We start from the raw sequence: 26,673 nt of genomic DNA, 5'->3' as shown, positions 1-26,673 counted from the left end.
TCATTTTTTTAAAAAAAATGATGACACTCTGTTTATTGTAAATGCAGCTTGGCAATTCTACGCTTGCCAACTTGTATTATATAGACCTGACCAGCAGGCAATGCCAGAGCGGGATCCTCGACCTTATCGCCATTGATTTTAACCGCACCTTGCTTCACTAAACGAATTGCTTCTGAGGTACTTTGAGTTAAATTCATTTGCTTTAATAGTTGGGCCAAAGAAAGTGGCTCTTGCAATTTAATGGTTTGCTCTTCTAAATCTTCTGGAATAATACCTTTCTGAAAACGTTCTATAAATTCTTTGTGAGCCTGTTCCGCTTGTGATTGATCATGGAAACGCGTCACAATTTCTTTAGCAAAATCAATTTTTATGTCCCTGGGATTTGCGCCTTGCGCTACAGAACTCTTTAAAGCCTTTATTTCATTTCCTGTTTTAAAGCTAAGCAAATCAATATAACGCCACATGAGCTCATCAGATACCGACATAATTTTACCAAACATATCGGCTGCCGGCTCATTAATACCAATATAGTTATCAAGAGACTTAGACATTTTTTTCACACCATCCAAGCCTTCTATTAATGGAGTCATCATCACAACTTGTGGTTCAAGACCATAATGCTTTTGTAATTCACGCCCCATTAATAAGTTAAATTTCTGATCTGATCCACCAAGCTCAACATCTGCTTTGAGTGCTACTGAGTCATAACCCTGAAGGAGAGGATACAAGAACTCATGAATCGCAATGGGCTGTCCTGTAGTATAGCGTTTGTTAAAATCATCTCGCTCCAGCATACGGGCAACCGTGTGTGTCGCAGCTAAGCGGATTAAATCTACAGCACTAAATTGGGCAAGCCATTGGGAGTTAAATGCCACTTTTGTTTTAAGAGGATCTAAAATTTTAAAAACTTGCTCTTGATATGTTTTTGCATTTTCCAATACCGTTTCTTGGCTAAGAGGCAGGCGGGTAACATTTTTCCCCGTTGGGTCGCCTATCATCGCCGTAAAATCACCAATTAAAAAAATGACCTCATGGCCATATTGTTGGAATTGTCTTAACTTATTAAGTAATACAGTATGTCCTAAATGCAAATCAGGTGCAGTTGGATCAAAACCTGCTTTTATTTTTAAGGTAGTTCCTTTTTGTAATTTTTTTTCCAATTCCTGCTGCGGAAGTACCTCTTCGCAGCCTCTTACTAGTTCGGAACATACTGAATCTTCAACTATCATGACATCAAAACCTTTATAAATGATTGACCTATCTTCTCACACCGAGTATCTTAGCCCGGTTGGCAATTTCCTGCCATACCTAAAAGGTGATTTAAAAATAATTTGTCACCCGAAAAATTAATAAATGCAGACAATAGCATAGTTCCGGATGGCAATGTATAGGCAAACGATGGATAAGAAACCTTATATATATATCGAAAAACGAAAAACGAATAAAAATAAAAAATCTAAGCCATCTAAGGTATTAATGGGTTTTGCCTTAATTATTGCTTTTTCACTCCCCTATTTTCTTGTAAAAAAATTTTCGCATAACTCATATCAAGGTCCCAAAACTCAAACCCTTAGCTTACCTGATCTCGATGGGGATGAATCCGAAGAGTACCAAGACGAAACTTATCAAGAAAACGCATATCAAAATGAAGAAGAAATAGTTGATGAGTCTAAACCTGAACTTGCCAAACAAAGCGCTAAAACGGTTGTTGAGAATGTTGTCAAAACAGTTAAACCTATCAAAAACATTGTTAAAGACAACGAATGGCAAACTATTAGGCCTAGATCCGGTGACTCTATGGCAACTATATTTAAGCGTCTTGGATTAACGGCACAAAATTTACATTTGGTGATGCAAAAAAATCCTTATGCAAAAGCACTTACAGCAATAAAACCGAGTCAGGAACTAAAATTTTTAATTAATAAAAATAAATTAGAAAAATTAGTTATTCCAATGAATAACATTCAAACATTAACTGTTTATAGGGATGGAGCAGTTTATAAAACGAAAGTAGACTCTAAAAAAGTAAAAACCGAAGAGCGTTACGTAACAGGTGTGGTATCAGGCTCGTTATACGCTACTGCTCAACGCTTAGGGATCCCTAGGAAATTAATTCAACAAATGACTACGATATTACGCAAGGAAATCGATTTCTCACGTTCTATTCGTAGTGGCGATCGCTTCTCCATTGCCTATGACAGCTTTTATGTAGAAAACAAAATGGTAGGCATTGGTGATATTGTTGCTGTAAGCTATACCAATCAAGGCAAAACTGCGCAAGCGGTACGACATATAAGTAGAAATGGTAACCGTGATTACTATACTCCTAAAGGCGACAGTTTTAAAAAAGCATTTTCACGGTATCCGATTAAGTTCAGTCATATAAGCTCAACCTTTACCTCTTCAAGATACCATCCGATATTGCATTATAAGAGAGCACATAAAGGCATTGATCTCGCAGCGCCTATTGGAACACCAATTCAATCAGTTGGTGATGGGGTCATTACCAATATTGGTAGACACAATGGCTACGGGAATATGATTGAAGTCAAACATGATAAAACCTTCAGTACGCTATATGGACACATGCTTCGATTTGCCAAAGGCTTGTCCAAAGGCAGCAGAATTAAACGCGGTCAAGTAATTGGCTATGTAGGTCAAACAGGTCTGGCTACAGGTCCTCATTGCCATTATGAGCTTCATGTTCATAACCAACCAAGAAATCCAACAACAACCTACCTGCCTACAGCGTCTCCTGTTCCTGCGCGAGAAATGGCCCAATTTAAAGCGAAAGTGCGGAGTGTGTTTGCACGTTTGAAATCACTCGAAAAAACAAATTACGCCAGTAAAGGTAAAAACAAAGGCAAGAAAAAAACAAGAATTGGATAGTTTTTAATGCAATTTTCTATTGAGTGACTCTGTAAAATCACCCAAATAAATAACGGCAAACGAGCACAGAGGCAATGATTCCAGCAAGATCTGCTAATAAGCCTGCTGGAATGGCATGTCGTGTTCGGCGAACTCCTATAGAGCCAAAATAAACAGCAATCACATAAAATGTTGTTTCTGTACTTCCCATCATCGTGGCAGCAACTTTGGCGATAAACGAGTCTCCACCATACTGATGAATCAATTCGGCCATCATTCCTGTTGAAGCACTTCCTGAAAAAGGTCGAATTAAAGCCAAGGGCAATACTTCGGGAGGCATACCAATCATGACAAGAAGAGGAGCCAGCAGATTGGCCATTAAACCAAAAAATCCTGAAGCACGCAGCATCCCAATAGCTACTATCATCGCGATTAAATAAGGAACAATGCTCAAAATCGTATCAAATCCTTGTTTGGCGCCTACGATAAATGCATCAAAAACGTTAATTTTTTTTATTGCAGCGTATAAAGGAATACCCACAATAAAAATTAAAAGCATCCAATTAGACAACTGATTAGCGAATCCACTCATAGGCTGTCTTTCCTTCCAACACGAAACATGGGTAATTTCGCTAATTGCTTTACGGCAATAATGGCAACTAAAGTAGAAACGATAGTGGCGATTAAAGAACTGATAATGACACTACTTGGATTAGTGCTACCATTTGCCGCTAAATATGCAATTGCGGTAGCAGGAATTAATTGCACACTTGAAGTATTAATTGCTAGAAAAGTACACATGGAGTTGGTTGCAATTTTTGCATGCTGGTTCAGTGTTTGCAGCTCTTTCATCGCTTGCAATCCAAATGGAGTTGCTGCATTGGCAAGTCCCAACATATTTGCAGCAATATTCATAGTGATCGCCCCCATTGCGGGATGCTCTGTAGGAATATCCGGAAACAGCCGTCTTAAAATCGGTTTGAGAAGTTTACCTAATAAAGTCACTAGTCCTGATTCGGTCGCTATAGACATAATTCCAAGCCAAAGAGACATGATTCCTGCCAAACCAAGAGCAATTTCAAAACCAAGTTTGGCTGAGTCAGTAACAGCACGAGCAACCTCATCAATCCGTCCTTCAATCACCCCAACTACTACAGAAATCAGTATCATTCCTAACCAGATTATATTGAGCATTCTTGCCTCCATACTCCGGAACAGGTTAAGATGTAGTCATTATTTGGCTTTAGACAGAAAAAACTGATGAAGTGCACACTTACTCCCTTAAAACATTTGATTTTTGTAACCTGCTTCCTCATTTCTTTTTTAAGTTATGCTTTTGACTCAAATACTACTGAGAAACAGGCTAACTCCTCAATAGAAGAACTATACCATAGACTACGCAGCATGCCGAATACTTCAATGCCTGATAGAATAGATTGGTTTAGTAGCCAATTTTTGGGTATCCCTTATTTACTTGGTTCTTTAGGAGAAGGTCCCAAAGCGCGCTATGATCAGTTTCCTAAATACCGTGTTGACTCATTCGATTGCGATACCTATGTCAACACGGTTCTGTCTTTAGCTTTAGCCAATTCACTAACCTCGTTTCAACAATGCATAAAAAATATGCGTTATAAAAATGGCCTCGTTTCTTATCTACAACGAAATCATTTTCAAGGCTTAGATTGGAATCAAAACAATCAGCAAAGCGGACTACTTAAAGACATTACCTTAACGATTAAAGATAAAAATAATCAACCAGTCGCCCAAATCGCTGAGGCAGTGATTAATAAACCTAATTGGTATGCCTATAAAACGGTTGAAACAATTAGACTAGAGGATGCGGATAAAGGAAAAGAAGAAGCGCGATTAGATGAATTGAAAAAGAAAGGCGCTCGATTAGAAGTGACTTCAGAAAAAGTCCCTTACCTTCCCTTTACTGCCTTATTTCCCAAACATAATAAACCCGATATGTATTTATTTGCGCAAATTCCTCATGGTGCAATCATTGAAATTGTAAGACCAAACTGGGATCTAAGCCAAAAAATTGGCACTGCATTAAATATTTCACATTTAGGTTTTGCAATTAGACATGATGGACAATTGTATTTTCGGCAAGCTTCGTCAGAATATGGCAAAGTAGTTGAAGTACCATTAATTGACTATCTTGAAAAAGCGCTAAATAGTCCAACAATTAAAGGCATAAATGTTCAAATTGTTGTACCTACAAAACCCTTAACAGAGTGTAAAATGCCTGTTTAAAACCAAACTTAGTTTAGGTAAACTGCAAGTAAATTGTAACCTAGGTGAAGCATAGCGGTATCCGAGACAGCGAGATCTCCATCGGAAAACGAAACTCTGGCGAGGAAATCCCTCGCTATTAATGATGGCGGTTTTCACCATACTTCAGGCGGCACGAGACATTAGGATAATAAAAAATGAAATATCAATTAACACAAAACCCCACGTTATCAACCAGCGAATGTCTTGTACTTGGCGTATTTTCTGATACGGATTTATCTGATTTTGCTCAGGCTTTGGATAAAGAAAACCACGGCCTAATTAGCAAGCTGATTCAGAAAACGTCTGAAGCTGGTGATATACAATGGCATCATAATCTGCATGGGACATTATTAATCATTCACTGCGGCGAGCAAGCTAAATTCAGCGCTTCGCAACTAAAAAAAAGAACCACTGAGATTACTGTAGCATTAATCAAGCATCGTGTTCGGAGTGCAACAATATGCCTCCCGCAAATAAGCCAATATTCCGCAGACTGGCAATTGGAGCAAATGATTATTCAAATGGATAATCAGCGGTATCAATTACTGGATTTTAAAAAGAAAAAGGCAAAAGCCCATCAATTAGACTCTGTAACCTTTTATTTACCCAATGCCAGTGATGAGGGATTAAAATTAGGCCACGCAATCGCTGCGGGTGTGGAATTAACACGTAATCTTGCGAACATGCCAGCTAATATCTGTACCCCCACTTATTTAGGCGAACAAGCAATCCAGTTATGCAAAGAATTTGCACAGGAAATGAGTTGCAAAGTGATGGGGCCAGAAGAAATGCGTCAAATGGGCATGGAAACTTTATTGGCAGTCGCTCAAGGTTCAGCACAGCCACCAAGACTTATAGACATACATTACAAAGGGGCAGAAAATACCCCCCCAATTATTCTAGTAGGCAAAGGAATTACTTTCGATTCAGGTGGTTTATCCATCAAGCCTGCCAATGCTATGGACGAAATGAAATATGATATGTCAGGGGCTGCTAGTGTATTAGGTGCTCTAAAAGCATGTGCGTTGCTGAAGCTTCCCATTCATGTAATCGGCTTGATTGCCAGTGCTGAAAATATGGTAAGTGGTACTTCCGTTAAATCAGGCGATATTGTCACCAGCATGTCAGGACAAACTGTTGAAATTATCAATACTGATGCCGAAGGTCGCCTCGTATTAGCAGATGCGCTAACTTATGCAGAGCGGTATCAACCCGAATTCGTCATCGATGTTGCAACCCTTACCGGTGGCATTATTGTTGCATTGGGAACAGTAGCATCCGGTTTTATGACCCAAGATGAAGAATTAGCACAGCTCATCGAAAAAGCCGCTAAAGACAGCAATGATCGTGTCTGGCGTATGCCCTTGGATGATGAGTATCAAGATGCGCTTGATAGTCCTCTAGCCGATATGATCAATGCAAATTTTGATCGTACTGCAAGTAGTGTTACAGCCGCGTGTTTCCTGTCTCGCTTTACAGAAAAGTATCGTTGGGCCCATTTAGACATTGCCGGTACAGCCTGGGTTTTCGGTAAAAATCGTAATGCTACGGGAAGACCTGTTCCTTTATTAACTCAAATAATACGCCATGCCATTAATTCGCGTTGATTTTTACTTATTAGCGAGCGACCAGAACCATGCACGTTGGTTGGTTGCTTGTCGTCTTTTGGAAAAAGCTTATGCTAAGGGGCATAAAGTTTATGTCTTATGCAATAACAAACAGGATGCTGAGTTATTGGATGAGCTCTTATGGACTTTCAAAGAAGACAGTTTTATCCCCCATAACCTACAAGGTGAAGGTCCAGAACCACCGCCCCCAATACAAATTGGTTATGAAGGTGAGCCAAGAGGTTTTAATGATATTTTATTGAATCTTTCGAGTCATGTTCCTGATTTTTACCGGAAATTTAAGCGCGTTATGGAAATCGTAATTAACGCAGAAGCGGATAAAGAACAGAGTCGCACCCATTATAGGGACTATAGAGCGAAAGGTTGCGAATTACATACGCATCAGATTGAAGTGAGGTAGTTTAGATCAGCACAACCTGGTTGCTTACAACCAGGCTATAACAATCATAAAGACCATTAATCCCAAAGCACATCTTTATCTTTTTTTATCGCAGCTTGCAGCAAACTTATTAAGGGAATAGCGCGCTTTGCTAAGCTTATTTTAGGTTCATTTTCTTCATCTTCCTCAGCAATTTTCTTTTCTTTGCTAAGCCCAGACTGTAACTTTTCCAAAGCCTCAGGAAGATTTTCTGCTTTAATCGCTCCTGGAACCGTACCACTATGCCCCATTAAAGAAAGCAAACTTTTAGCTACATCTGCAAAATAAGTAATATCTTCGTAAGCATCTGTATGAAACGTCACTAACATAAAATCTCCTTATTGGAATGATCAATGTCTTGTTGCATGGAACAAGACAACTATCCTATCCATAAACACGTAACAAATATTCTGCAACCGTACGCAATCCCATCGCTTCACCACCTTCAGGTTTGCCTGGTTTACTCCCTAAGTTCCAAGCCATAATATCAAAATGCATCCAGGGTATGGATTTGGACACGAAACGTTGAAGAAATAATCCAGCTACAATAGCGCCAGCATAAGGATGATCACTGGAGTTAGCCAAGTCAGCCACATTTGAACGAAGCAGCTCTTCGTATGCAGCAAATAAAGGTAATCTCCAGACAGGATCAGCTGCTTGATATGATGCTGCCGTCACTTCGGCAGCCAATTGATCCTTATTGGTAAATAAGGCCGCAATTTCGGTACCGACTGCAACCCTTGCAGCTCCTGTTAACGTAGCAAAATCAATCAGTAATTCAGGCTGCTCTTCGCATGCTTTGACTAAAGCATCAGCTAAAACTAAACGTCCTTCGGCATCTGTATTATGAATCTCTACGGTTAAGCCGTTACGCATGGTTAAGACATCACCTGGTCTAAATGCATCTGGTCCTATAGCGTTTTCTACCGCAGGTACAAGCATTTGCAAGCGCACGGGTAAATTACGAGTCATAATCCATTGCGCCAGGCCGATTACATGGGCTGCGCCCCCCATATCTTTTTTCATTAATCGCATACCCGAAGCGGATTTTATGTCCAACCCCCCACTGTCAAAACAAACTCCTTTTCCAACCAGTGTAATACGAGGGTTTTTCTCATCCCCCCAAGTTAAGGACAACAAGCGAGGTGCTGATTTGGAAGCACGCCCAACGGCATGGATTGCTGGGAAATTATCTTTTAGTAATTCATCGCCAACCCATTGTTTAAATTGCCCTTCATGTGCTTTTGCTAATTGCTCCACTACTTCAGCTAACTCTTTGGGGCCTAAATCATTAGTCGGTTTATTTATCAAATCCCTCACTAAAAATTGCGCTTGGGTTAAGGCCAAAAGAGCATTCCAATCATCTGGGTGAACTATTAGAATACGAGGTTTTATTTCTTGTTTTTTATAGGCATCAAAACGATATTGTGCCAAAGCCCAATTCATTGTTGCTTCCTGAGAACATCTTCCTTGTACTTGATAAATATTCGGTGGGAGTACTAGTGCTGCATTAGCTAAAGCCTGAACCTGATTTCCATCTCCTGTACCAATATACGCTTTATCGATTAATCCATCTGCATTCTGAATAAAACAAGAGTCGCCTATTTTTCCTTGGAATTGATGCAAAGCAAGACAATTTTGTTCTGCAGGTGTAAACAGGCTCATCCCTTCTTCCCATTGATCTTGTGACATCAAATAAAGGGGAATAGCTCTATCACTCTCAGTCTCATAAAATAATCTTGCTTGCATTTTTTTATTCCTTCACTTGGCCACGAAAATGAGCGGGTCTGAGTCCGGTTAATCCCAAAACTAAAAGATATATTATCACAGTAACACCTACGTGAGCGGATAATATGCCTAAACGCATTACTGGAGAAAACCCAAGCCAATAGCTGACTGTTCCACTCATTAAAATTAAATAGAGGCTAATGGCTGCATTGGCTAAGAGTAATTGCATACAGTATTTTAACCATCCAGGGGAAGGTTTGAACACGCCACGTTTAATCAGTAGGATTAACAAAGTGCCGCAATTGACATAACCTGCTAATGCCGAAGCTAACGTCAAACCCGCATGAGCAAAGTGCCAAACAAATACAGAACATAATAAGGTATTAACCACCATCGAAATTGCACCCACTTTAACTGGGGTACTGATATCTTGTCGTGCATAAAACCCTGAAGCCAATACTTTTACCATCATAAAAGCAGGGACACCGGCTCCAAGAGTAATTAAACTTTTTTGTGTCTGCATCACATCATAAGCAGTAAATTTGCCATAAGCAAAACAACTTGAGATCAGAGGTAAAGCAAATAAACACAACCCCAGACCTGCAGGCACTCCTATGAGTAAAATAGAACGCAGTCCCCAATCCAACGCACTTGAAAACTGGCTGATACTTTGTTCCGCATGCCTCCGAGATAAATGTGGGAGAATCACTGTTGCAATAGCCACGCCAAAAACACCTAATGGGAAATCAGTGAGACGATCGGTGTAATACAACCAAGACACACTACCAACTTTTAAAAAGGATGCAAAAATACTGTCGACCATTAAATTAAGTTGAGCAATAGAAACACCAAATAAAGCGGGGATCATGAGCTTTAGAACTTTATTAACCCCCTCATCATTTCTCACTAATCTAGGCTTTACCAATAAATTGCGTTGATGCAAAAAAGGGATTTGAAAAAGCAATTGCGCAATACCGGCAATCAGCACTCCCCAAGCCAATCCTACAACAGGTCTTGGCAAATGAGGACATAAATAAAACGCAGCAAGAATCATACAGATATTTAATAATACGGGCGTAAATGCAGGAATGGCGAAATAACCATAGGTATTTAATACCGCTCCAGCCATGGCTGTTAGCGAAACCAACATCAAGAATGGAAAAGTAATACGCAACATTTCTGTTGCCAATACAGCACGGCTGCTGTCATGGCTAAAGCCAGGGGCAAATAAAAAGATTATCACGGGTGCGGCAAATATTCCGATTAAGGTAACAACACTCAGAATTGAACCCAGATATCCGGCAATGCGTGCAATGAAAACACGCACATCATTCGGAGAGCGTGTTTTTTGATATTCAGCAAGTACAGGAACGAAAGCTTGCGCAAAAGCTCCTTCTGCAAAAAGACGGCGCATAAAATTAGGGATACGAAACGCCACAAAAAAAGCATCCATCCCTGCTTGAGCACCAAAAAAATTGGCAAGAACCATATCACGTATAAAACCGACAATACGTGAAATGAAGGTCATGACTGAAACCAAGGTCGTTGAGCGTAGCAAACTCTGGCGTTTAGGTACCATAATTTCTGTTTCTGTTGCTGACATAATTTTTATGCATGAAATAAGATACCTTATGATATACCTAAATGAATTAATTTTCATAACCTAAATATAAGGTATAAGACTTTAAGACATAATTCCTAGCGGCATTGGTTCCATATTGATCAATTGATTATGCATAAAAATAAGACATATCGCAATAGAGAGAATCAATTTCTACTTTAGAAACAAAGAAGTCTATTGACAAATTCTGACTCATTGTGCATGATCACCATCTTTTGTACCGTCTGAATGAGTGGAGATTTTTAAGTGGCAAATATTAAATCAGCGATCAAACGTGCTCGCCAAAACGTAAAATTACGTCAACACAACGCCAGTGCACGTTCTATGTTCCGCACTTACATTAAAAATGTGATTAAAGCTGTTGAATCAGGTGATAAAGAAGCCGCTCATGCTGCCTACACCAAAGCACAACCAGTTATTGATAAAGCAGCTGGTAAGGGTTTAATTCATAAGAATAAAGCTGCTCGTATTAAAAGTCGCTTAGTAGCTCGTGTTAAATCAATGGCTGCTTAATCCTTTAATTGGCTCGCATCGAACTGGCCATGCCAGTTCGACCTTCCTTTCCTTGTTCTACATAATCATCCTAAAGGATGGTGATGTCTCTTTTAAACATCGAATTAAGTATGCATTCAAGATAGGCTATGAGATTGTTCCTTTATTCAAGTCGACTACTTCACCAGGACTTACCAAATAAACCAGGGCAAAATTCATTAAGAAAAATATAAACTTTCGCTAACAAACTGGTTGAGCGCTCGCATAAGAGTCAGTATGTGTGAGAATTCTTGCTCTTGCATTTAATATGTCGTCCATTAATGTTTCATGTAAATCAAATGATTGCAATACTTTCAGCAGATGCCTATTGGCTTTCAAAATGTTAATGATTTGACCTGCCACGAGTTCATCTTTAGGATAAGGTAATAATCGTTCTAGGGCACCATCAAGGAGTCGATTTTTATTTTCAATTTCAGTTTCTATTTGATCAAGATCATCCAATGAATTCGTTTGCTGAAGAAGCGCTTTAAATACTTCTTCCTGGTTCACAAGTAATGCTGCAATCGGTTTAAGCTCTTTTAATTTCGTAATGAAAAGTAATAAGGCTGTTCTTTGTTCGTCGGATAAACCAACTAATGATTCTTGCATGCTTAATGATTCATTTTTGTCGGCAACACTTTGTGCTACAAGCGATGTATAATTGAACAGGATAATGACGTGTTTAAGATTAGGTTGTGAGGCCAATTGCACCATCACTTTTGACAAGATCTCTTGATCTGCTCCAGTTATGAGTTCAGACAAAAATTGATGAACATTTTTTTCCTCATTAATTAATTTTTGAACAACAATATCAAACTCTTGTTTTGTTTTTACCGTATAAAGTTCATTTTGAAGCGCATTCAATTTATTAAAAAAATCTCCAGATCTTGCTTCGGCTGCAACAAAATTTCCAATAATTCGGTTAACATCCTTCCTTTTATCTTGAAAAAGTCTACCCATTTCTATTTCCTCAATTGATTAGGCTGAGCTTAAGGTCTAAATGCCGCCTGTGCCTCTGTTATAGAGACTGCCTTACTCTTTTTTACGCTTTCATTTTCTTTTTGCAAAATATTAAGAAACGAAGCGTAAATAGATTTTCCAAATGCTGCACCTAACTTTGCTTTGCTAGGTTCTGTCTCATGAGGTAACACCTCCCTTTCTTCTGTTTTTGCTCCGTTATCACCCTGATCTGCCATTCCTACCTCATGTGCTTCAATTAAACTCACACTGTCTGTAATAACCTTTTTTGGAATAGCTAATCTTTTTTTTGCATCATCAATAATAAATGCTTTTGCTTTTTCCACAGCAGCTTGAACACTATACGCCCACTTTGGAACATCTGGTAGCTCCTTTTTAAGCTTATCATCCCGACCTGGACTCACTTGGTATCGACTTCCTTTAATTTTACTCGAATCAGGTATTTCAGGAGTAAGTCCTCTGCTTCCACCTATCTTTCTAAACTCCACAAGCTCATTATATTCGTGATCAACTTTCTCTAATAAGACACCTAGTTTTTCCGTAGTTAGACCCTCTCTAACAATCCGCTCTATTTCCTTTCTTGCTTTTTCATAATCTACTTTTAATTCAGACAGATTAATTCGACAAGGTTCTTGTTGATGCGCAAATAACTCCAGCTCAATCACATCTTCTAGATCTAATTTTTGTGCAGGATCATTAAAGTATTCCTCCTCAAGTGAAGGTCCACTGCCCTCCTTTGCCATCCATTTTTTATAAAATTGTGCAAATTGCTCACAAATCGCTTCAACTTCACCTTCTTCAAAAAATTCTTGGTAAATTTCCGTTGAGGCAAGACCAAACAGGTGTTGATTAAACTCTATTGGTGTATAAGACTTATTATCTTTTAATCGATAATGATTATGATTTTGCCAAAATTCAGCTTTAAGATGATGCATTAATTTGCCGTGGAGCTCGTCGCTGCCTCTGAGATATAAGTCGCATCCCCCCTCCACCTCTTCTCTTTGAACTTTTGACGCAGCATTAAATAATTTATCTCTAAATTCCTGAGGGAACTGGTCCAGTCCATCAGTAGTCCAAAAGTACCACGTTAAAGTAAATGCTTTAACCTGGACTGCCACTTTGACTTCAATTTTTTCACCCTCATCCCTAATTTCATAGACTATGCCCTTGGTCAATCTGAATTTAAAGCCTTCTTCATTAAAGTCTTTTTCTCTCTTTCTGTATTGGGCTTTATTACCTGATGCAACAAGGAGTTGAAGTTCCTTAGTTTGTTCCGTATCTGTATATGAAGTCACTTTGGGGACGGTATGTTTTTTTTTTAAAAAAACAAAAAAAGGGTTTGGCATAATGAACCACCATCAATTATAAATACAAAAAAACTCCAGATTGAGCCCGCATTTTAACTTGTGACCAAAATACAAGCAATCGTTAATTGTATTTATAATTGATAGACACAGATCTATTTTCCACTTAATAAACAGCAAGTTAGGTATAGAACTTAAATTGATAAGAATATAACTTAAGGATTGCTACAACCCATACCATTTCTCCTCTCATCGTCCTGTAGACACCGATCCTCTTTATCTTGAAGCTCTGCTTTTTCTTCATCCATAGAAACAGAGGGTGCTACAAAAAAATGTTGGCCCCTACCCCAGTTATTTTTTTCCAAAAAAAAACAAGAATCCAGTGTAGCGGAGCTTGCTTTGAGTTGCTGACCATTAGTTTGAGTAAGCCAGGTTACCTGTTTATGATTAAGAGAATAAACTTGAGCTAACTCTTCAATAAAAATTAATTTCGTATCGTCAGTTAAAGACAGCAGCATTGCAACTGCTGATTTAGAATGAGCTAACTTATTGATGACATTACGCAGGCCTGTTTTCAGAGTTACATTTTTAACTTTTTGAAGTGTATTTATTAAAAGTACTAAAGGTGAAACAGTATAATCGCCTATAGTACTTGCAGGTGCATGTTGTGTAAAAGCATCACCTAACTTTTTAGGGTCACTCTGTATAAAATCAATTAAAAAATCAGTAAATAGGGCTCCTTGATGTTGATGATCGATTGCAGCGCGCATGGCTCGTACGAGCATCATAACTCCGTTTATATTAGCATGCTCCCCAGTTTCAATGGGGTGCAATAATGATAAAGTAACTTTGCCATCTATATTGCTCTTCCACACTTGATGCACTATATGCATTAAAACGCTTACCGCTTCTGAGTTTTTACTGAGGTAGGCAGCGGAAATAAGTGAAAGGAGAATAATGTGCAGAGCATTTTTCCCTTTATAAGGACCTTGTTCATGAGTCTTGCATAAGGCATCGCTTAACTCTTTAGGCATAATTCCATTCAAATCAATCAAAATATCACCAATCAGTGGTGTTAGCTTGGGTTGATTCTCTACCGCGTTCTTAATGGTGCCGACCAAAACATAGACGCCGCTTTTTCCCTTGAAAGAACCATATGATATTTCTTGAGTCAGGGAAGTGCTTAGAATAAGCGGAGATTTTTTAACGAAACTTCTCAATAAATTGGCAATTAATTCAGCTGTAGGCTGACTTTCAGAAACCTCAGCAACATTTGCCAAAGCACGAGCCAGTACGAGAATTGCGTTTTTTCCCTTCTCACTCCCTTCTTTGATGTTTTTTGTCATCAGATCAGAAAATCCGTCACCCTTTTCCGCTAGTAACTGACTAAAAATATAATTAATGGCTATGACCACTGAGGTATTTCTGGGGTCATAAGTTGCGGAAAAGAGATTGTCCATCCACGCATAAGCAACAGTTTGTCCTGCAAATGTTCCACTAAGCGTTTGCTCAAAGATTAACATTAAACTATTTGAATCTTTTCCCAACTGGTAAAAAAGAGAACAAACTTGTTGTGCCGCTTCAGCATCATAGGTATTTACAGCACATTGAAGTGCGTAAGTTAGCCAGTAGGAAAAATTACTTTCGAGTAGAACGTTAGAATTAGGAGACTCCGCTACAAAATGATAAAGCTGAGCAATCAACCACCTTAGATCATCTTTCACAAGCACGGGCGAGTGGTCACCTTGATACTTATCTAATGGGATAGTTAAAAAATCTGATCGGAATAGATCTTGAGGATCACCCATGTAAATATGGCCTAAAAATATACAGCATTAATTTTTATTATGATACCATATGAATTTATATACAAGAAAGTTTATTGAACTACGCGATTTTATTGTTTCAATGAGGATTCAGTGTAACTGTTTTTAAATTCAGAACAGTTACACTTTAATAACAATTATGCAATTGAGCTGACAGTCAAACGAGTGTCCTCGTCATTTTCTAAATAATTTCGTCCTATTATCTTACATATATTTTTCTTATCTTCTATTGATAAATAAGATACTAACGCCTCAGGATCATTGTAATCCACCTCATCCTTTCTCTTTTTAAGCTCGCTCCCCTTAACCTCCTCAAATAAAGACTCAAAATCAATTGTCCATTGATCTACTATTGCCATATAAAGTGAGTTGAACAACATATTAGCTTGATGAATTTTATCTTGTAATTTTTTTTCCTCGCTACTTTTGGGTAAGGAAAATAAGGAAAGAGCGAAGCCTTGCCAACCTGATTTTTTCGTTTCCTTTTTAGGCTCAATAACGGCAAACGCTTTATAACAGGTAATAATTTGCTGAATTAAATCATCTTTATATTTCCGCAACACTTTTTCTTTTTCTGGATCTTGTATCGGTAAAAAGGCATTCCGTATTAACCACTCCAAACGCTGTAACCGGCTCACGATAAGTTTGACTTCCTGACAGTATTCTTCATCGATTTTAAATAGGCCTACACTATCCTCTGATAAGACATCACAGTGTTGGGGTGGCACACTCCAATATAATTTCACTTCTTTATCTTGTTTTTGATCTCGATAAAATACCTCTTTACCTGATGCTTTTTTATGTGTGCGTAATGGACCCTCGCTATGCAATAGAATAGGCTCTAAACCAGGAATAAATCGAGGTAGTGATGAGCTCTTAAATGGAGCAAGCTGTTCTTCGGTAAGGATACCTTCTAAAAGGGAAACTGCCCTAGTTTTACAGGTATTGGAATTTTCAAGGGTGGGTACAGGGAACCCAAATGCATATCCAAAAAATTGCATCTTCCAAAAACCCAATGATAAATGAAAATCAAAAGGTTTCAGTCGGGATGGGCGGCCTTCTATTTTTGCCTTTGTTTGTTCGATTTCAAAAATTTGTTTGGAATAAGCCTCTTCCCGGTAAATTCTTCCTGGCCTTTGAGGATCTACTTTGAAATTTTGGCCATCACCTACCACTTCACGAATAGCCGACTCTTGTTCTGCAACTGCAGTAGTGCATTTCTTTTGTAACGCTTCGAACTGTTGTTGCGTCAGCTCAAAGGTTTTTCCATATAAGCCATGACCTAGATGCATGTAGCGAACTTCTTCATTGATCAGCATCCCGTGATTGCCTTTGAGATCAACATCCAAATGATAATTCCTTTTAAATTGTTCAAAACGACTGCTTTTATCTCCCGTACTGGTAACACCATAAAAACCCCAGGTTTCAACGACTTCCAGCAGCTGATTGCTTTCATTCAATTTGGACAGAAAAAAAGAACCATGCCAAAATGGATTACCGCCTACAGTATGATCAAATACGCAAAAAGTTACTGTATATTTCATCGCAACATCCCCTGTTATTTGTTAGACATTCCGTTAAACAACTAGATGAATCAAAGGATATTTTGAGTAAAAATTTAAAAAGATGCAAGAATTTGTCCCATATAAAAAGGGGAGCGACTGAAATCCGTGGCTTTTATAGCCACTTGATTTTCAAATGAACGATTTAACGACATGATCAAAAGAGTTTCAAAATGAGGGATCGCTTTTCTAATTTTATTTTTGAGATTTGCCCAAAATTTCTCTATGGGATTTAAATCAAGGAGGACTTCCATCCTAAAAACTGCTATACCCCAGATTCACAACCAGTTCATCATAAGCCAGTGCTGATGATGCGCTCATACGATACTAAACTAAAAAAAGAATGCAGTATCCCTTTCCATAGCATAAAAAATTGTCCCTTCTAAATCGGTCTCTTTTCTGGAGTGAATCAATTGATATGTTCTATTATCCTGAACTAAATTAGTATTACTTGAAATATAAGCTTGTACATGACTCGACGTTTTGCTTTGGAAGATCCCGATCACTTTTTTAATTCATCAAATTATTTCTGAGTAATGATTTATACAGCAAGGACAATATGAAAAAATTGATTTTTTATATGAAACAATGAAGAAACGTAAATGACAAAAGTTTAATAAATAGAATCTAATTGTTTTAAAGAAAATTCAAGTAAATAAAATCAGGCACACTTAGTGTTTCTATGGAATCAAAAAAATGTGCTTTCTTTACTAATATTCAGGAGTGTTTGATGGAGGTTAATACGATGCGTACCGCATTTATAGGTCTGGACTATATTATTGATATTATGCATCCACAAGGCAAAATAGCGCGTTCAGCCGCGCATGCCCAAGAGCGTGATATAATTAAAAAGGTAAATAAAGTTCTTGAAATTGCAAAATTAAAGAATTGGTTAACCATTATGGTGAAAGTGGGTTTTAGTGCAAATTATACGGAACAACCAAAGCATTCGCCTATCTTTGGTAAAGTACATGTGTTGGATGCTCTAAAACTTGGTTCTAAAGGAACAGAGTTTCATCCTGAATTACTGATTGGCAATAGTTTAATAATGGTCAAACCAAGAGTGAGCGCATTTTATGGGACTGCACTTGATGCGGCGCTACGAGCAAACCAAATTGAACGAGTAATACTGGGAGGAGTCAGTACTTCCTGGGCAGTAGAAAGCACCGCTCGCGATGCTCATGATCGTGATTATAAAGTATGTATTGTTGAAGACATTTGTGCGGCGGCGAATCAGGAGGAACATCAATTTTCTATCCAATTAATGGAAAAAATAGCGCAAATTGTCACAGTAAATGAACTCAAAGGGATCTAATGCACGTTATTTCCAAGACGATACAAGCATTAAAAGATGAAATTCAGATAGGGTCTTTACTGCGGGGTATTATCGTATTGTTCCCCTTTGCCCTTCTCTATTTGAGTACCAATAACTCGATTTGGCTTCAATCCTCTGTTTTAACTATATCAACGCTTATTGTAGAGGAACGACTTGAGCTTACTGCATTAGGGGTATTGCTTCATGGTTGCATGATTGTTGTAATGTTTTACTTACTTTTTTTAACCCAGCTTATGCCAGTGCTGTATATTGTCTCCTGCACCCTCGCTGCTACGACAGTAATTTTGGTTACGATAAAGGGCGAGAGGCTGCGTCCTTTAGGGAGTTGGACTTTTATTCCTGCCATTATTCTTGCTACAGAATTTGCTGCGGAGACTAATCATACAGTGATGTTACATCAGGCTCCTCAATTTTTACCCTATCTGTTGATTGCATTAGTTCCTACGTTATTGCTTGCCCAATTCGATGAAATAAGCGCATATTATAAAAAACGTAAGATTCATTATCACCCATTGCGATTAGGCGGTTTGAATGATCTTGGAGAGCAAAATCCTTATGTTGAAAGCATGGTTGCAATGGCAATCGCCGTTTGTATTTCAGCATTTCTGGTTGAATATTTTCAGATGCAAAATGGACAGTGGATGATTTGGGGGACTGCCAGTGTCGTTACTGGTAATGTAATGACAACGCCACAAAAATTGAGTCAACGTGTTATTGGCGTATCACTAGGTGTTCCCTTAGGTATTTTATTCGGATTTATTATTCCCAGCACGCCTTTTGCTTTGACCTTTGCCATTTGTGGCATTTTCTTAACTTTAGTTGCCTTCCGTCGTTATGTCATTGCATATTCTTTTCGTTGTTTCTTTGTTGCAACAACAGTGATGTTAGTCACGCATTCAGCTAGCGTTGCATCAGAACGCTTGACGCATGTTATATTAGGTGGGCTCATAGGGTTCGGTTCCGTTATATTCTGTCATTTTGTTCACCTTGCCCAATCACGTTGGGTGAAAAAATAAAATTTAAACCGCAAACTGAGTTGAGGATAAACAATACTCTAACCAAAAATTAAATAAACCGTATCGCAAGTTCCGTTATAACAAAGAGGAGCATCCACCTCATTCGCCCTTAATCCATCAATAAAACTCTCTCTGGCAAAGCATTTACAAGAAACTTCTCCAATATCCTTGCGTCCCTTTTTACTCCACACCTATTCTCTTGAAATAAATTTATCAACACTTGCTTCATCAATGAAAACCAATTTATCTGACGAATACGCTGCTACTTCCGATGGACTTTGTTGAATAGATAACTGGTGAGCATCAGATCATTATCAAGGTGCCTGTCAGGGCGGATGAGAGTATTGCGACAATAAACACCTCCCCCCTACTCCCCCTCTCCCACTGCTGGAAGAGGAGCTTTTTAATGGCAGTGAAGGATTTCCTCACTTGGGGAATTGACTAACTAACCATAAATACTGACTCTTCGTGCTTGATTTAATTGATCGAAAGTACGTTTTGCTGGTGCAAAATTGGGATATTGAGTCACTAAACGTTGTAAAATCATACGCGATAAGATTTCATCCCCTTGATTCCATTCATTTAATGCTTCCAGATACATAAAATCAGCAGCTTGCTCTGCAGTAACCGGTGCTTTATTCATCAGTACAGGCTCAATAAAACTGACACGAGCCTGAGTTTGTGCTTCCATTCTTTGCAAGAGTTTACGAGCCTGTATGCTGCCATTATCACTGGCTTGTTGTAATAATTGCTTGCCTTTAGTAATAGAACGCTCACCAGCAGTACCTTCGAGATAATAAGTACCTAATTGGTATTGTGCGTATGCATTTTGACGTGCAGCCAATTTTTCATAAAGACTTGCTGCCATTTTAGGGTTTTTCTCAACTCCTAACCCGTAATGATACATTCTTGCTAAAGCCAACATCGCTTTTTCATTACCTTTGTCTGCAGATTGTTGGTAATATTTGAGCGCGTTATTGAAATCAAGCTTGGTAGAAACCCCCGTTTCAGAGAATAATCCTAACTGGTAAAGTGCATTCGCATTACCTAAATCGGCTGCTTTTTTATACCAAGCTAGAGCTTGTTGAGTATCACGGGCTTGTCCCAAACCATTAAAATAAATTGCTCCTAATTGATTCATTGCCTCATGAACTTGGTGAGTTGCTGCTTGAACAAATAAATCTTTAGCTTTCTGATAATTAACTGGAGTTCCTTTACCGTATAAATACATGAGCGCCAAATTGTATACCCCTAAAACATTGCCTTTGGCAGCAGCTTGTTCATAATTTTTTAATGCCTGCACATAATTATCATTGACTGTTTCATCAATAAAACCTAAGGCAACAGAAGCCTCAGGCAGTGCTGTAGCTGCTTTCGCATACCATTGTTTCGCCAAGTTATAATCAGGCTCTCCATTCTCACCCAATTGATAAAACTGACCTAATAAATACTGTGCGAGAGGATTTCCTTGTTCCGCAGAAGCAGTATACCAACGTTGCGCATCGGCCAGATTAGGTTCCGAACCTAATCCTTTTTCGAGCATAAAAGCCAATTTCAATTGGGCATACTGATCACCTTTTTCAGCCAAACCGGTATAAATTTGTTTGGCTTCTTGCATTTTTTCCGGATCAGAGTTTTCTGCTAAATAATAATCAGCTAAAACGATTCCGGCATGACTGTTTCCTAATTTATATGAATTGATCAAATCAGGCAAAAAGTCTTGTCCGATTTGTTTTCGTAATACAGACATATTAAAATCTGCGTAGGAGAATTTATCATCAACAGATTGCTGTAATTTCGCTATCCCTTTTTCCTTGTCTTGAGCAAGTCCTTTTCCTTCAGCAGCATAAGTTCCCAAAATAAAATCACTTACTGCATTTTGACCCGATTGTTGATACCAATTAATTGCTTGGCCTGGATCGGCTTGTACACCAATTCCCCGATCATAAAGCAAGCCCAATAACAAGGCAGCATTTTCATCACCAGTAGCTGCTTGATCCTTAGCAACTCGAAAAGCTTGTGCCTGTCTTTGTTTATCCTGACCCATAGCATTATAAAAGGCGAGCGGCAATAACGCTTGAGAAATTCCTCGATCAGCTGCACCTTGATACAATTGACGAATCATAGCTATTTTGTGTTTTCTGACATTCACACTTAAGCCATTATCATTTTGACGTGCCAAACTATCTGCCAACTCATATTCTGCAGGACCATAATTATTGGCTGCAGCCAGATATAACATAGACATCGCTTGCTCTTGATTGGGTTGAATGTATACAGTACCGTCTGGACCGGTTATGCCTTGTGAAAGAATTCGAGCCAATACATATTGAGATTTTTTATTGCCTTTAAATGCGGCATCAGTTAAATCATTTAATGCAAGCTGATAACCTTGTTTATCCTTGGCATGTTGTAAATATAAAAGCCCTAAATTGTATTCGGCCCCTAAATGTTGCTGTTGAGCTGCATTTTGATAAAAAATAATTGCGGACGAATCACTTTGCGCCACACCAATACCATATTGAAACATTTGTCCTATTTGAAATTGCGATTGGGCATCACCTAATATCGCCCTAAAATACAAATGATTAAATACAGACATATAATTAAGTTGCGCTTGCCAGCCCTGAGTCCATAAATCCATAATATTGGCTTGTGAATAATCATCATAATCATAATAATTGGCATCAATATAAGGTGCCGGAAGATTCAATTGCGCAAATATTGGAGTATTTGTTCTTTCTAAGGCAGATAACTGCTGATCTAAAGGATAAAGTGGGTATGTCCATTGATTCGCCTGGAAGCCAGGAGTTTTATTCAAGATCGCATCATAGTAACTGGTTATGGGAACATCATTAGGTTGGACTAATTCAAATTGGGGTTTAAAAACAGACTGACGCATTATCTTTTTCAATCGTGGTGCCTGGTTATAAGCGAAATCGCCTAATACCGTTGGATTATGCCAAGCACTTAGTATGCCCCTCATTTGAAAATCAGTTTGTTCCAATTTATCTGTTGTACCATTACTTAACCAAAGTGCCGCTTGCGCCAAAGCAGCCTCTTGATTTTTCGCACTGTCATCCTGATTCGCCTGATTTAGCCATTGCTTAGCCAAATTCGGATCGGCATCCACGCCTATTCCTTTTTGGTACATTTCAGCTAACTCACGTTTTCCTTGTGGGAAACCATCTTGAGCCGCTTTTAAGGTCCACATGAACGCAGTTTTTGGATCATAAATGGGGCTTTTGGGTTCTAAATAAATATGAGCCAAATCCAAATACGCCTCATCATTCTGTTGTTTCGTTACCTGACTAAACCATTTCAAGGCTTGTTCTTTTTGGTTTTGATGCAAAGCCAATTCACCCAAAGCAACCATTGCGGGTGCAAAACCTTGACTTGCTGCTTGGTTTAATAATTCTTCACCTTTCTTTTCGTCCTTATCAACCAATTTCCCTTCAAGATATAACTCCCCTAATCGAGTTATTGCTTGAGGGTTACCATTGGCCACTGCCTTATTTAACCAGATAAGGCCTAATTTTTTATTTGATGCATTACGACTGTCAATAAAATTCTTGGCTAAAGTAAATTGGGCAAGGGAATTACCATTTTTTGCCGCATTAATGTAATAGCGAGTTGCTGCATCCTCATTGCGTTTGACTCCAACCCCATATCTGTATGCCGCCGCCGTAAACATTTGGGCATCTACATCACCATCATCCGCCGCTTTTTTAAACCATGTAAAGGCTTGTTGTGAGTCCTTTTCATGCAATAAACTGTATCTGGCCATAAGTTGGATTGCAGGAAGATAGCCTTTTTGTGCCGATTGGGTAAAATAGCGTATCGCCAACTGACTGTTTTTAAGTTGACCATATCCATAAAGATAAATCCGTCCCAAGTAGTAATCAGCAACTGCATTTTTCCCTGATTGATTCATTAAAGGCTCTATCGCTTTATTATAGTTCCCTAATCGATAGGCACTAAAATCATCAGCAAAAGCATGTTGGCTGGCTGATGCAACGAATAAACATACCCAAGGTACTAGCGATTTCATGAAGATTCTCCCTCTTTGCACAGCAATTTCACCTGAATTTTTATCATTATGTGTTCAGATTTATACCCCAGGTATTATGCCGTAATGCACTACCTCATTAACGGCACCATTTCTTGTAGTGCCATCGACTATCCAAAAATTGCCTTTATTATTTAAACCAAATTTTACATTGACGTATTCACATACCTTTATCGTATCAGCACAATCAATAATTTTTCCATAGGAAGTTTTACCATCACCCAAAGTACAAATAAATTTGACTAAGGGCTCCCCTGTGGCTAATGCCGCCCATTGACGGCCACCTATTGTATGATTGTATCGAGTAGTATATTGACTGTCTTCATCTCGCATTTGATACAAACTCACCGTTTGTGGCAATTGGTTAAAGAAGAAATACAAGGATTGTAATGCCCCCTCTTTTCCAGGGTAAAGGGACAATACTTTTAAACTTTCCTTATACCCCACGGGCCTGCATCCTATAGGAAATCGAGCCTCTTCTTTTTCTGCTTTGGCTTGCGCCTCTTTAGGATCAATTTTTTTAGATTTGGCTGCGTCAAGGTGTGTAGACATTAACCCTAAGAAAAACATTAATGAAATCGAAGTGATTTTTTTAATTGTATTCATCATTTTTCTCACTCACTGTCATTTATTGGACGGACAATAACTGTTGTACCCCTGAAATTATTTCGTTCACTGGATAACTCAACAAAGTTTTCATTTAACCATTTTGCATCCTGAGTAAACATTCGCACACAGCCATGACTTGCTCTTACACCAGGGATGTCTGGAGAACCATGTAATGCAAAGCCTTTATGGAAGAACATACAGAAAGGCATCTTCGCGCCACCTTTACCTATGGGAAACACGTCAGAGACGCATTTTTCATTTTCCTTACTGAATACGCGATAAATCCCAGTTAAAGTGCGGCAAGAACGATTAGCATCCGGACACCTGTCCCTTCCTGATGAAATGGGCCCCCATATCACCAAATTCCCTTCAGCATCATAAGCTGCGTAAGCCAATTTGTCCTGATCAACAATAATTTGCTTTTGATGTTCGTTTGAAATTTTTAGCGGAAAAGGGGACACGTCAAAAACGGTGAGATAAGCTAGATTTTTTGGAACCGCAATAATCTTGCCAGTCCATAGAGGATTATAAGTACGATTGATTCTTTGTACGATATCGCGTTGCTTTTCATCTGGAAATAAGGTTTCCCAACTTTGTCCCGCCTCAACCTTCACGCAATCATACTGTGGGTAACCGCATAATCCAGTGCCATAAAAGTTAGCCGCATTCGCAACAGCAACCATAAACATCATCAATGCAGTTGAAAGTAATTTATACATATGCCCCCCTCTCACCTTACTTTTATTTTTTTACATGCAAGATTTGTGCTTAAATATCAATTTATTATAATTATTATTCGAGCATATCTAATTTTAGTTTAGTACGAATATTAGGATTTTTGCTAGGGTTATGAATAATATTCTGATCTACTGATGATAGCCTAAGGGTCAGGCACTCGGGATGACGAGCCCCTGATTACCGTTTTTCTCCATGAAAAAAAAGAAAAATACGTTTTGCCAAGTGTTCACTAATCCCTGATACTTTGGCAATTTCGTCTATCGGTGCCTTAGCAAGCTCTCGTATCCCACCAAAACGATGAAGCAATGCTTGTCTGCGTTTTGCCCCGACTCCTTCTATATCTTCAAGCGTTGAATCCAGTCTCTTTTTTTGTCTTTTTTTACGATGAGCCGTAATAGCAAATCGATGTGCTTCATCACGGATATGTTGAAGCAAATGTAAGGCTTTGGAATCATCGGGTAAAGTCAATTCGCGTGCCTCATGGACTAAAATCAACTTTTCCCATCCAGCCTTTCGCGAAGGTCCTTTAGCAACACCCAATAAGATCACTGTCGAGATACCTAAAGAGAGTAATACTTGCTCAGCGACAGCGACTTGCCCCTTTCCTCCATCAATAATTAATACATCCGGCAATGATTGAATTTCTACTAACCGTTTAAAGCGACGAGTAATGGCCTGTTTCATTGCAGCATAGTCATCTCCAGGAGTAATTCCTTCAATGTTAAATCGCCGATATTCGCTAGGACTAGGACCTTCATGATCAAAGACAACGCACGATGCCACAGTTGCTTCACCCTGGGTGTGGCTGATATCAAAACATTCCATGCGTTCGATAGGCTTTTTCAATCCTAAAAATTGTTCTAACTCATGAAAACGAGATTTCATCGTGGAATGTTTTGTCACGTATTCAGCTACCGAAACACGTAAATTATTTAGTGCAAAATCCATCCAACGGGATTTTATACCGCGAGGATTTATTTGAATTTTACACTGCTTACCTCGTTGTTGTGATAAGGCTTCTTCCAATGATAGGTGATCCACTAAATCATGGTTCGTGATAATTAACGCAGGGATTTTCTCAGGGCTATCTAAATAATAGAATCCTACAAATGCATCAAACGTTTGTTGCCATAAATCATCCATACTGAGCTCATCGTCTAAACCTTTTGGGGGCACCGAAGGGAAGTAACACTGACTCGCCAATACTTGGCCTTCACGAATCGTCGCACACTGAACACAAGCAAAACCGGGACTTACCTCAATGGCAATAGCATCTGCATCGCCTCGTAACTGTAACACGCCCTGTTGTTCTTGTACTAAACGTAAACTTTTAATCTGATCCCTCAAAATTGCTGCTTCTTCAAAATTCAATTCACTTACTGCTTTGTTCATTCGTTTAGCAAGTTCATCAAGAATTAGTTGGGACTTCCCTTGTAAAAAGCGCATGGCATCTTGTACCGATCGCTTGTAATTTTCTGGCGTTATATAATTGACACATGGAGCGGTGCATCGTTTGATCTGATACTGCAAACAAGGCCTTGAGCGTGCATTAAAATAACTGTCTCGACAATTGCGGATTTTAAACACTTTTTGAATTGTTACTATAGTCTCCTTCACCGCAGCACTACTGGGATAAGGACCAAAAAAATCTCCTGAAAGAGGTTTTTTCTTAGAACGATAACTTTCAATGCGTGGAAAATCAGGATGATTGGAAAGATGGATGTATGGGTAGGATTTATCATCGCGTAACAAAACATTGTATTTTGGTTTCAATGTCTTAATCAGATTACTTTCCAATAATAAAGCTTCTGTTTCACTGCGCGTGACCGAAATTTCTATAGTGGCGATTTGACTGACCAAAGAACGTGTTTTGATGCCTGTATTTTGTTTATTAAAATAGCTTGTGACTCGTTTTTTCAAATTGGATGCTTTACCTACGTAAAGAAGATTCCCTGCTTCATCCAACATACGATAAACACCGGGTTCATTAGGTAACTTGGTGAGGAACAACGCTAATTCAGTAGAAATATTCATGTAATAATAGCAGTAATTAATCGTGCTCTGGAACGCAGTTTTGTAGCTCGGATTAGCACAGCACAATCCGAGATGAGTAATCCGTATTTATGCAGAAATCCCGGACTATGCTGCGCTAATCGGTGCT

Annotated in this window: 21 protein-coding genes; 7 read left to right on the top strand and 14 right to left on the bottom strand. The window is 38.7% G+C overall.

The window, feature by feature from the left end; all coding sequences use genetic code 11:
* Positions 1-32: 32 nt before the first annotated feature.
* Complete coding sequence (gene tyrS, locus OQJ26_RS08715; RefSeq protein ID WP_265703468.1) at positions 33-1,229, bottom strand: tyrosine--tRNA ligase; 1,197 nt, start codon at positions 1,227-1,229, stop codon at positions 33-35.
* Between the two features lie 169 nt (positions 1,230-1,398).
* Here tyrS and OQJ26_RS08710 point away from each other — a divergent pair, with 169 nt between their 5' ends.
* Positions 1,399-2,889 carry a M23 family metallopeptidase gene (locus tag OQJ26_RS08710; protein ID WP_265703467.1) on the top strand — a complete coding sequence of 497 codons (1,491 nt, stop codon included), beginning with the start codon at positions 1,399-1,401 and terminating at the stop codon, positions 2,887-2,889.
* Positions 2,890-2,926: 37 nt separating this feature from the next.
* On the opposite strand, the gene OQJ26_RS08705 is transcribed toward OQJ26_RS08710, so the two are convergent.
* Both OQJ26_RS08705 and OQJ26_RS08700 read right to left on the bottom strand, forming a co-directional pair.
* A complete protein-coding gene (locus tag OQJ26_RS08705) occupies positions 2,927-3,460 on the bottom strand; it encodes a spore maturation protein (protein ID WP_265703466.1) in 534 nt (177 codons plus the stop codon).
* Positions 3,457-4,062 (bottom strand): nucleoside recognition domain-containing protein, encoded by a 606-nt coding sequence (locus tag OQJ26_RS08700; RefSeq protein ID WP_265703465.1) that lies wholly within the window; start codon positions 4,060-4,062, stop codon positions 3,457-3,459. The genes OQJ26_RS08705 and OQJ26_RS08700 overlap by 4 nt, the downstream gene beginning before the upstream one ends.
* Before the next feature lie 66 nt (positions 4,063-4,128).
* Between OQJ26_RS08700 and OQJ26_RS08695 the strand changes: the two genes are divergently transcribed.
* The 3 genes from OQJ26_RS08695 to OQJ26_RS08685 all read left to right on the top strand — a co-directional run bounded on the left by OQJ26_RS08695 (position 4,129) and on the right by OQJ26_RS08685 (position 7,176).
* On the top strand, positions 4,129-5,127 hold the full coding sequence (locus tag OQJ26_RS08695) for an N-acetylmuramoyl-L-alanine amidase-like domain-containing protein (RefSeq protein WP_265703464.1): 999 nt from the start codon (positions 4,129-4,131) through the stop codon (positions 5,125-5,127).
* Positions 5,128-5,303: 176 nt separating this feature from the next.
* Positions 5,304-6,755: a leucyl aminopeptidase gene (locus OQJ26_RS08690; protein ID WP_265703463.1), complete on the top strand. Its 1,452-nt coding sequence runs from the start codon at positions 5,304-5,306 to the stop codon at positions 6,753-6,755.
* Positions 6,736-7,176 (top strand): DNA polymerase III subunit chi, encoded by a 441-nt coding sequence (locus OQJ26_RS08685; RefSeq protein ID WP_265703462.1) that lies wholly within the window; start codon positions 6,736-6,738, stop codon positions 7,174-7,176. Before OQJ26_RS08690 ends, OQJ26_RS08685 begins: the two co-directional genes overlap by 20 nt.
* 56 nt (positions 7,177-7,232) lie before the next feature.
* Here the strand turns inward: OQJ26_RS08685 and OQJ26_RS08680 are convergent, their stop codons facing one another.
* Genes OQJ26_RS08680 through murJ form a run of 3 tightly spaced genes read right to left on the bottom strand, consistent with a single transcriptional unit; the run spans position 7,233 to position 10,525 of the window.
* Positions 7,233-7,523, bottom strand: coding sequence for a DUF1840 domain-containing protein (locus tag OQJ26_RS08680; RefSeq protein WP_265703461.1), 291 nt, complete (start codon positions 7,521-7,523; stop codon positions 7,233-7,235).
* A 55-nt stretch (positions 7,524-7,578) separates the two neighbouring features.
* The gene (locus OQJ26_RS08675; protein WP_265703460.1) at positions 7,579-8,943 is read right to left on the bottom strand and encodes a leucyl aminopeptidase family protein; all 1,365 of its coding nucleotides are present in this window, start codon (positions 8,941-8,943) and stop codon (positions 7,579-7,581) included.
* 4 nt (positions 8,944-8,947) lie between these two features.
* The gene (murJ, locus tag OQJ26_RS08670; RefSeq protein ID WP_265703459.1) at positions 8,948-10,525 is read right to left on the bottom strand and encodes a murein biosynthesis integral membrane protein MurJ; all 1,578 of its coding nucleotides are present in this window, start codon (positions 10,523-10,525) and stop codon (positions 8,948-8,950) included.
* A gap of 264 nt (positions 10,526-10,789) precedes the next feature.
* Here murJ and rpsT point away from each other — a divergent pair, with 264 nt between their 5' ends.
* Positions 10,790-11,056 (top strand): 30S ribosomal protein S20, encoded by a 267-nt coding sequence (gene rpsT / locus OQJ26_RS08665; protein WP_028381062.1) that lies wholly within the window; start codon positions 10,790-10,792, stop codon positions 11,054-11,056.
* Positions 11,057-11,275: 219 nt separating this feature from the next.
* On the opposite strand, the gene OQJ26_RS08660 is transcribed toward rpsT, so the two are convergent.
* The 4 genes from OQJ26_RS08660 to OQJ26_RS08645 form a co-directional block, all read right to left on the bottom strand.
* Complete coding sequence (locus OQJ26_RS08660; protein ID WP_265703458.1) at positions 11,276-12,034, bottom strand: hypothetical protein; 759 nt, start codon at positions 12,032-12,034, stop codon at positions 11,276-11,278.
* Positions 12,035-12,063: 29 nt separating this feature from the next.
* Positions 12,064-13,398 carry a hypothetical protein gene (locus tag OQJ26_RS08655; RefSeq protein ID WP_265703457.1) on the bottom strand — a complete coding sequence of 445 codons (1,335 nt, stop codon included), beginning with the start codon at positions 13,396-13,398 and terminating at the stop codon, positions 12,064-12,066.
* A gap of 173 nt (positions 13,399-13,571) precedes the next feature.
* A complete protein-coding gene (locus OQJ26_RS08650) occupies positions 13,572-15,164 on the bottom strand; it encodes a hypothetical protein (protein WP_265703456.1) in 1,593 nt (530 codons plus the stop codon).
* Positions 15,165-15,319: 155 nt separating this feature from the next.
* Entirely contained in the window at positions 15,320-16,726 is a 1,407-nt protein-coding gene (locus OQJ26_RS08645; RefSeq protein WP_265703455.1) for a hypothetical protein, read from the bottom strand.
* Between the two features lie 748 nt (positions 16,727-17,474).
* On the opposite strand from OQJ26_RS08645, the gene OQJ26_RS08640 reads away from it, so the two are divergent.
* Entirely contained in the window at positions 17,475-18,059 is a 585-nt protein-coding gene (locus OQJ26_RS08640; protein ID WP_265703454.1) for a cysteine hydrolase family protein, read from the top strand.
* The gene (locus tag OQJ26_RS08635) at positions 18,059-19,096 is read left to right on the top strand and encodes an FUSC family protein (RefSeq protein ID WP_265703453.1); all 1,038 of its coding nucleotides are present in this window, start codon (positions 18,059-18,061) and stop codon (positions 19,094-19,096) included. The genes OQJ26_RS08640 and OQJ26_RS08635 overlap by 1 nt, the downstream gene beginning before the upstream one ends.
* Positions 19,097-19,541: 445 nt before the next feature.
* Here OQJ26_RS08635 and OQJ26_RS08630 read toward each other — a convergent pair whose 3' ends face one another.
* From OQJ26_RS08630 to uvrC, 4 genes are all read right to left on the bottom strand, one after another.
* Positions 19,542-23,147: a tetratricopeptide repeat protein gene (locus OQJ26_RS08630; RefSeq protein ID WP_265703452.1), complete on the bottom strand. Its 3,606-nt coding sequence runs from the start codon at positions 23,145-23,147 to the stop codon at positions 19,542-19,544.
* Between the two features lie 60 nt (positions 23,148-23,207).
* Positions 23,208-23,771: an endopeptidase IV gene (locus OQJ26_RS08625; protein WP_265703477.1), complete on the bottom strand. Its 564-nt coding sequence runs from the start codon at positions 23,769-23,771 to the stop codon at positions 23,208-23,210.
* 8 nt (positions 23,772-23,779) lie between these two features.
* Positions 23,780-24,493: a L,D-transpeptidase gene (locus OQJ26_RS08620; RefSeq protein WP_265703451.1), complete on the bottom strand. Its 714-nt coding sequence runs from the start codon at positions 24,491-24,493 to the stop codon at positions 23,780-23,782.
* 196 nt (positions 24,494-24,689) lie between these two features.
* Positions 24,690-26,546 carry an excinuclease ABC subunit UvrC gene (gene uvrC / locus OQJ26_RS08615; RefSeq protein ID WP_265703450.1) on the bottom strand — a complete coding sequence of 619 codons (1,857 nt, stop codon included), beginning with the start codon at positions 26,544-26,546 and terminating at the stop codon, positions 24,690-24,692.
* Between the last annotated feature and the right edge of the window lie 127 nt (positions 26,547-26,673).

This window comes from Legionella sheltonii (assembly GCF_026191355.1).
Lineage (GTDB): Bacteria > Pseudomonadota > Gammaproteobacteria > Legionellales > Legionellaceae > Legionella > Legionella sheltonii.
The sequence above is the reverse complement of the archived record's forward strand: the minus strand, read 5'-3'. Positions and strand labels throughout refer to the sequence as shown.

Coding starts and splice junctions, on each gene's coding strand:
- OQJ26_RS08690 (WP_265703463.1), top strand. CDS start 5,304: ATGAAATATCAATTAACACAAAACCCCACGTTATCAACCAGCGAATGT.
- OQJ26_RS08680 (WP_265703461.1), bottom strand. CDS start 7,523: ATGTTAGTGACGTTTCATACAGATGCTTACGAAGATATTACTTATTTT.
- OQJ26_RS08705 (WP_265703466.1), bottom strand. CDS start 3,460: ATGAGTGGATTCGCTAATCAGTTGTCTAATTGGATGCTTTTAATTTTT.
- OQJ26_RS08650 (WP_265703456.1), bottom strand. CDS start 15,164: ATGGGTGATCCTCAAGATCTATTCCGATCAGATTTTTTAACTATCCCA.
- OQJ26_RS08655 (WP_265703457.1), bottom strand. CDS start 13,398: ATGCCAAACCCTTTTTTTGTTTTTTTAAAAAAAAAACATACCGTCCCC.
- OQJ26_RS08630 (WP_265703452.1), bottom strand. CDS start 23,147: ATGAAATCGCTAGTACCTTGGGTATGTTTATTCGTTGCATCAGCCAGC.
- OQJ26_RS08700 (WP_265703465.1), bottom strand. CDS start 4,062: ATGCTCAATATAATCTGGTTAGGAATGATACTGATTTCTGTAGTAGTT.
- uvrC (WP_265703450.1), bottom strand. CDS start 26,546: ATGAATATTTCTACTGAATTAGCGTTGTTCCTCACCAAGTTACCTAAT.
- tyrS (WP_265703468.1), bottom strand. CDS start 1,229: ATGATAGTTGAAGATTCAGTATGTTCCGAACTAGTAAGAGGCTGCGAA.
- OQJ26_RS08640 (WP_265703454.1), top strand. CDS start 17,475: ATGGAGGTTAATACGATGCGTACCGCATTTATAGGTCTGGACTATATT.
- OQJ26_RS08635 (WP_265703453.1), top strand. CDS start 18,059: ATGCACGTTATTTCCAAGACGATACAAGCATTAAAAGATGAAATTCAG.
- OQJ26_RS08625 (WP_265703477.1), bottom strand. CDS start 23,771: ATGAATACAATTAAAAAAATCACTTCGATTTCATTAATGTTTTTCTTA.
- murJ (WP_265703459.1), bottom strand. CDS start 10,525: ATGTCAGCAACAGAAACAGAAATTATGGTACCTAAACGCCAGAGTTTG.
- OQJ26_RS08695 (WP_265703464.1), top strand. CDS start 4,129: ATGAAGTGCACACTTACTCCCTTAAAACATTTGATTTTTGTAACCTGC.
- OQJ26_RS08645 (WP_265703455.1), bottom strand. CDS start 16,726: ATGAAATATACAGTAACTTTTTGCGTATTTGATCATACTGTAGGCGGT.
- OQJ26_RS08620 (WP_265703451.1), bottom strand. CDS start 24,493: ATGTATAAATTACTTTCAACTGCATTGATGATGTTTATGGTTGCTGTT.
- OQJ26_RS08710 (WP_265703467.1), top strand. CDS start 1,399: ATGGATAAGAAACCTTATATATATATCGAAAAACGAAAAACGAATAAA.
- OQJ26_RS08675 (WP_265703460.1), bottom strand. CDS start 8,943: ATGCAAGCAAGATTATTTTATGAGACTGAGAGTGATAGAGCTATTCCC.
- OQJ26_RS08660 (WP_265703458.1), bottom strand. CDS start 12,034: ATGGGTAGACTTTTTCAAGATAAAAGGAAGGATGTTAACCGAATTATT.
- OQJ26_RS08685 (WP_265703462.1), top strand. CDS start 6,736: ATGCCATTAATTCGCGTTGATTTTTACTTATTAGCGAGCGACCAGAAC.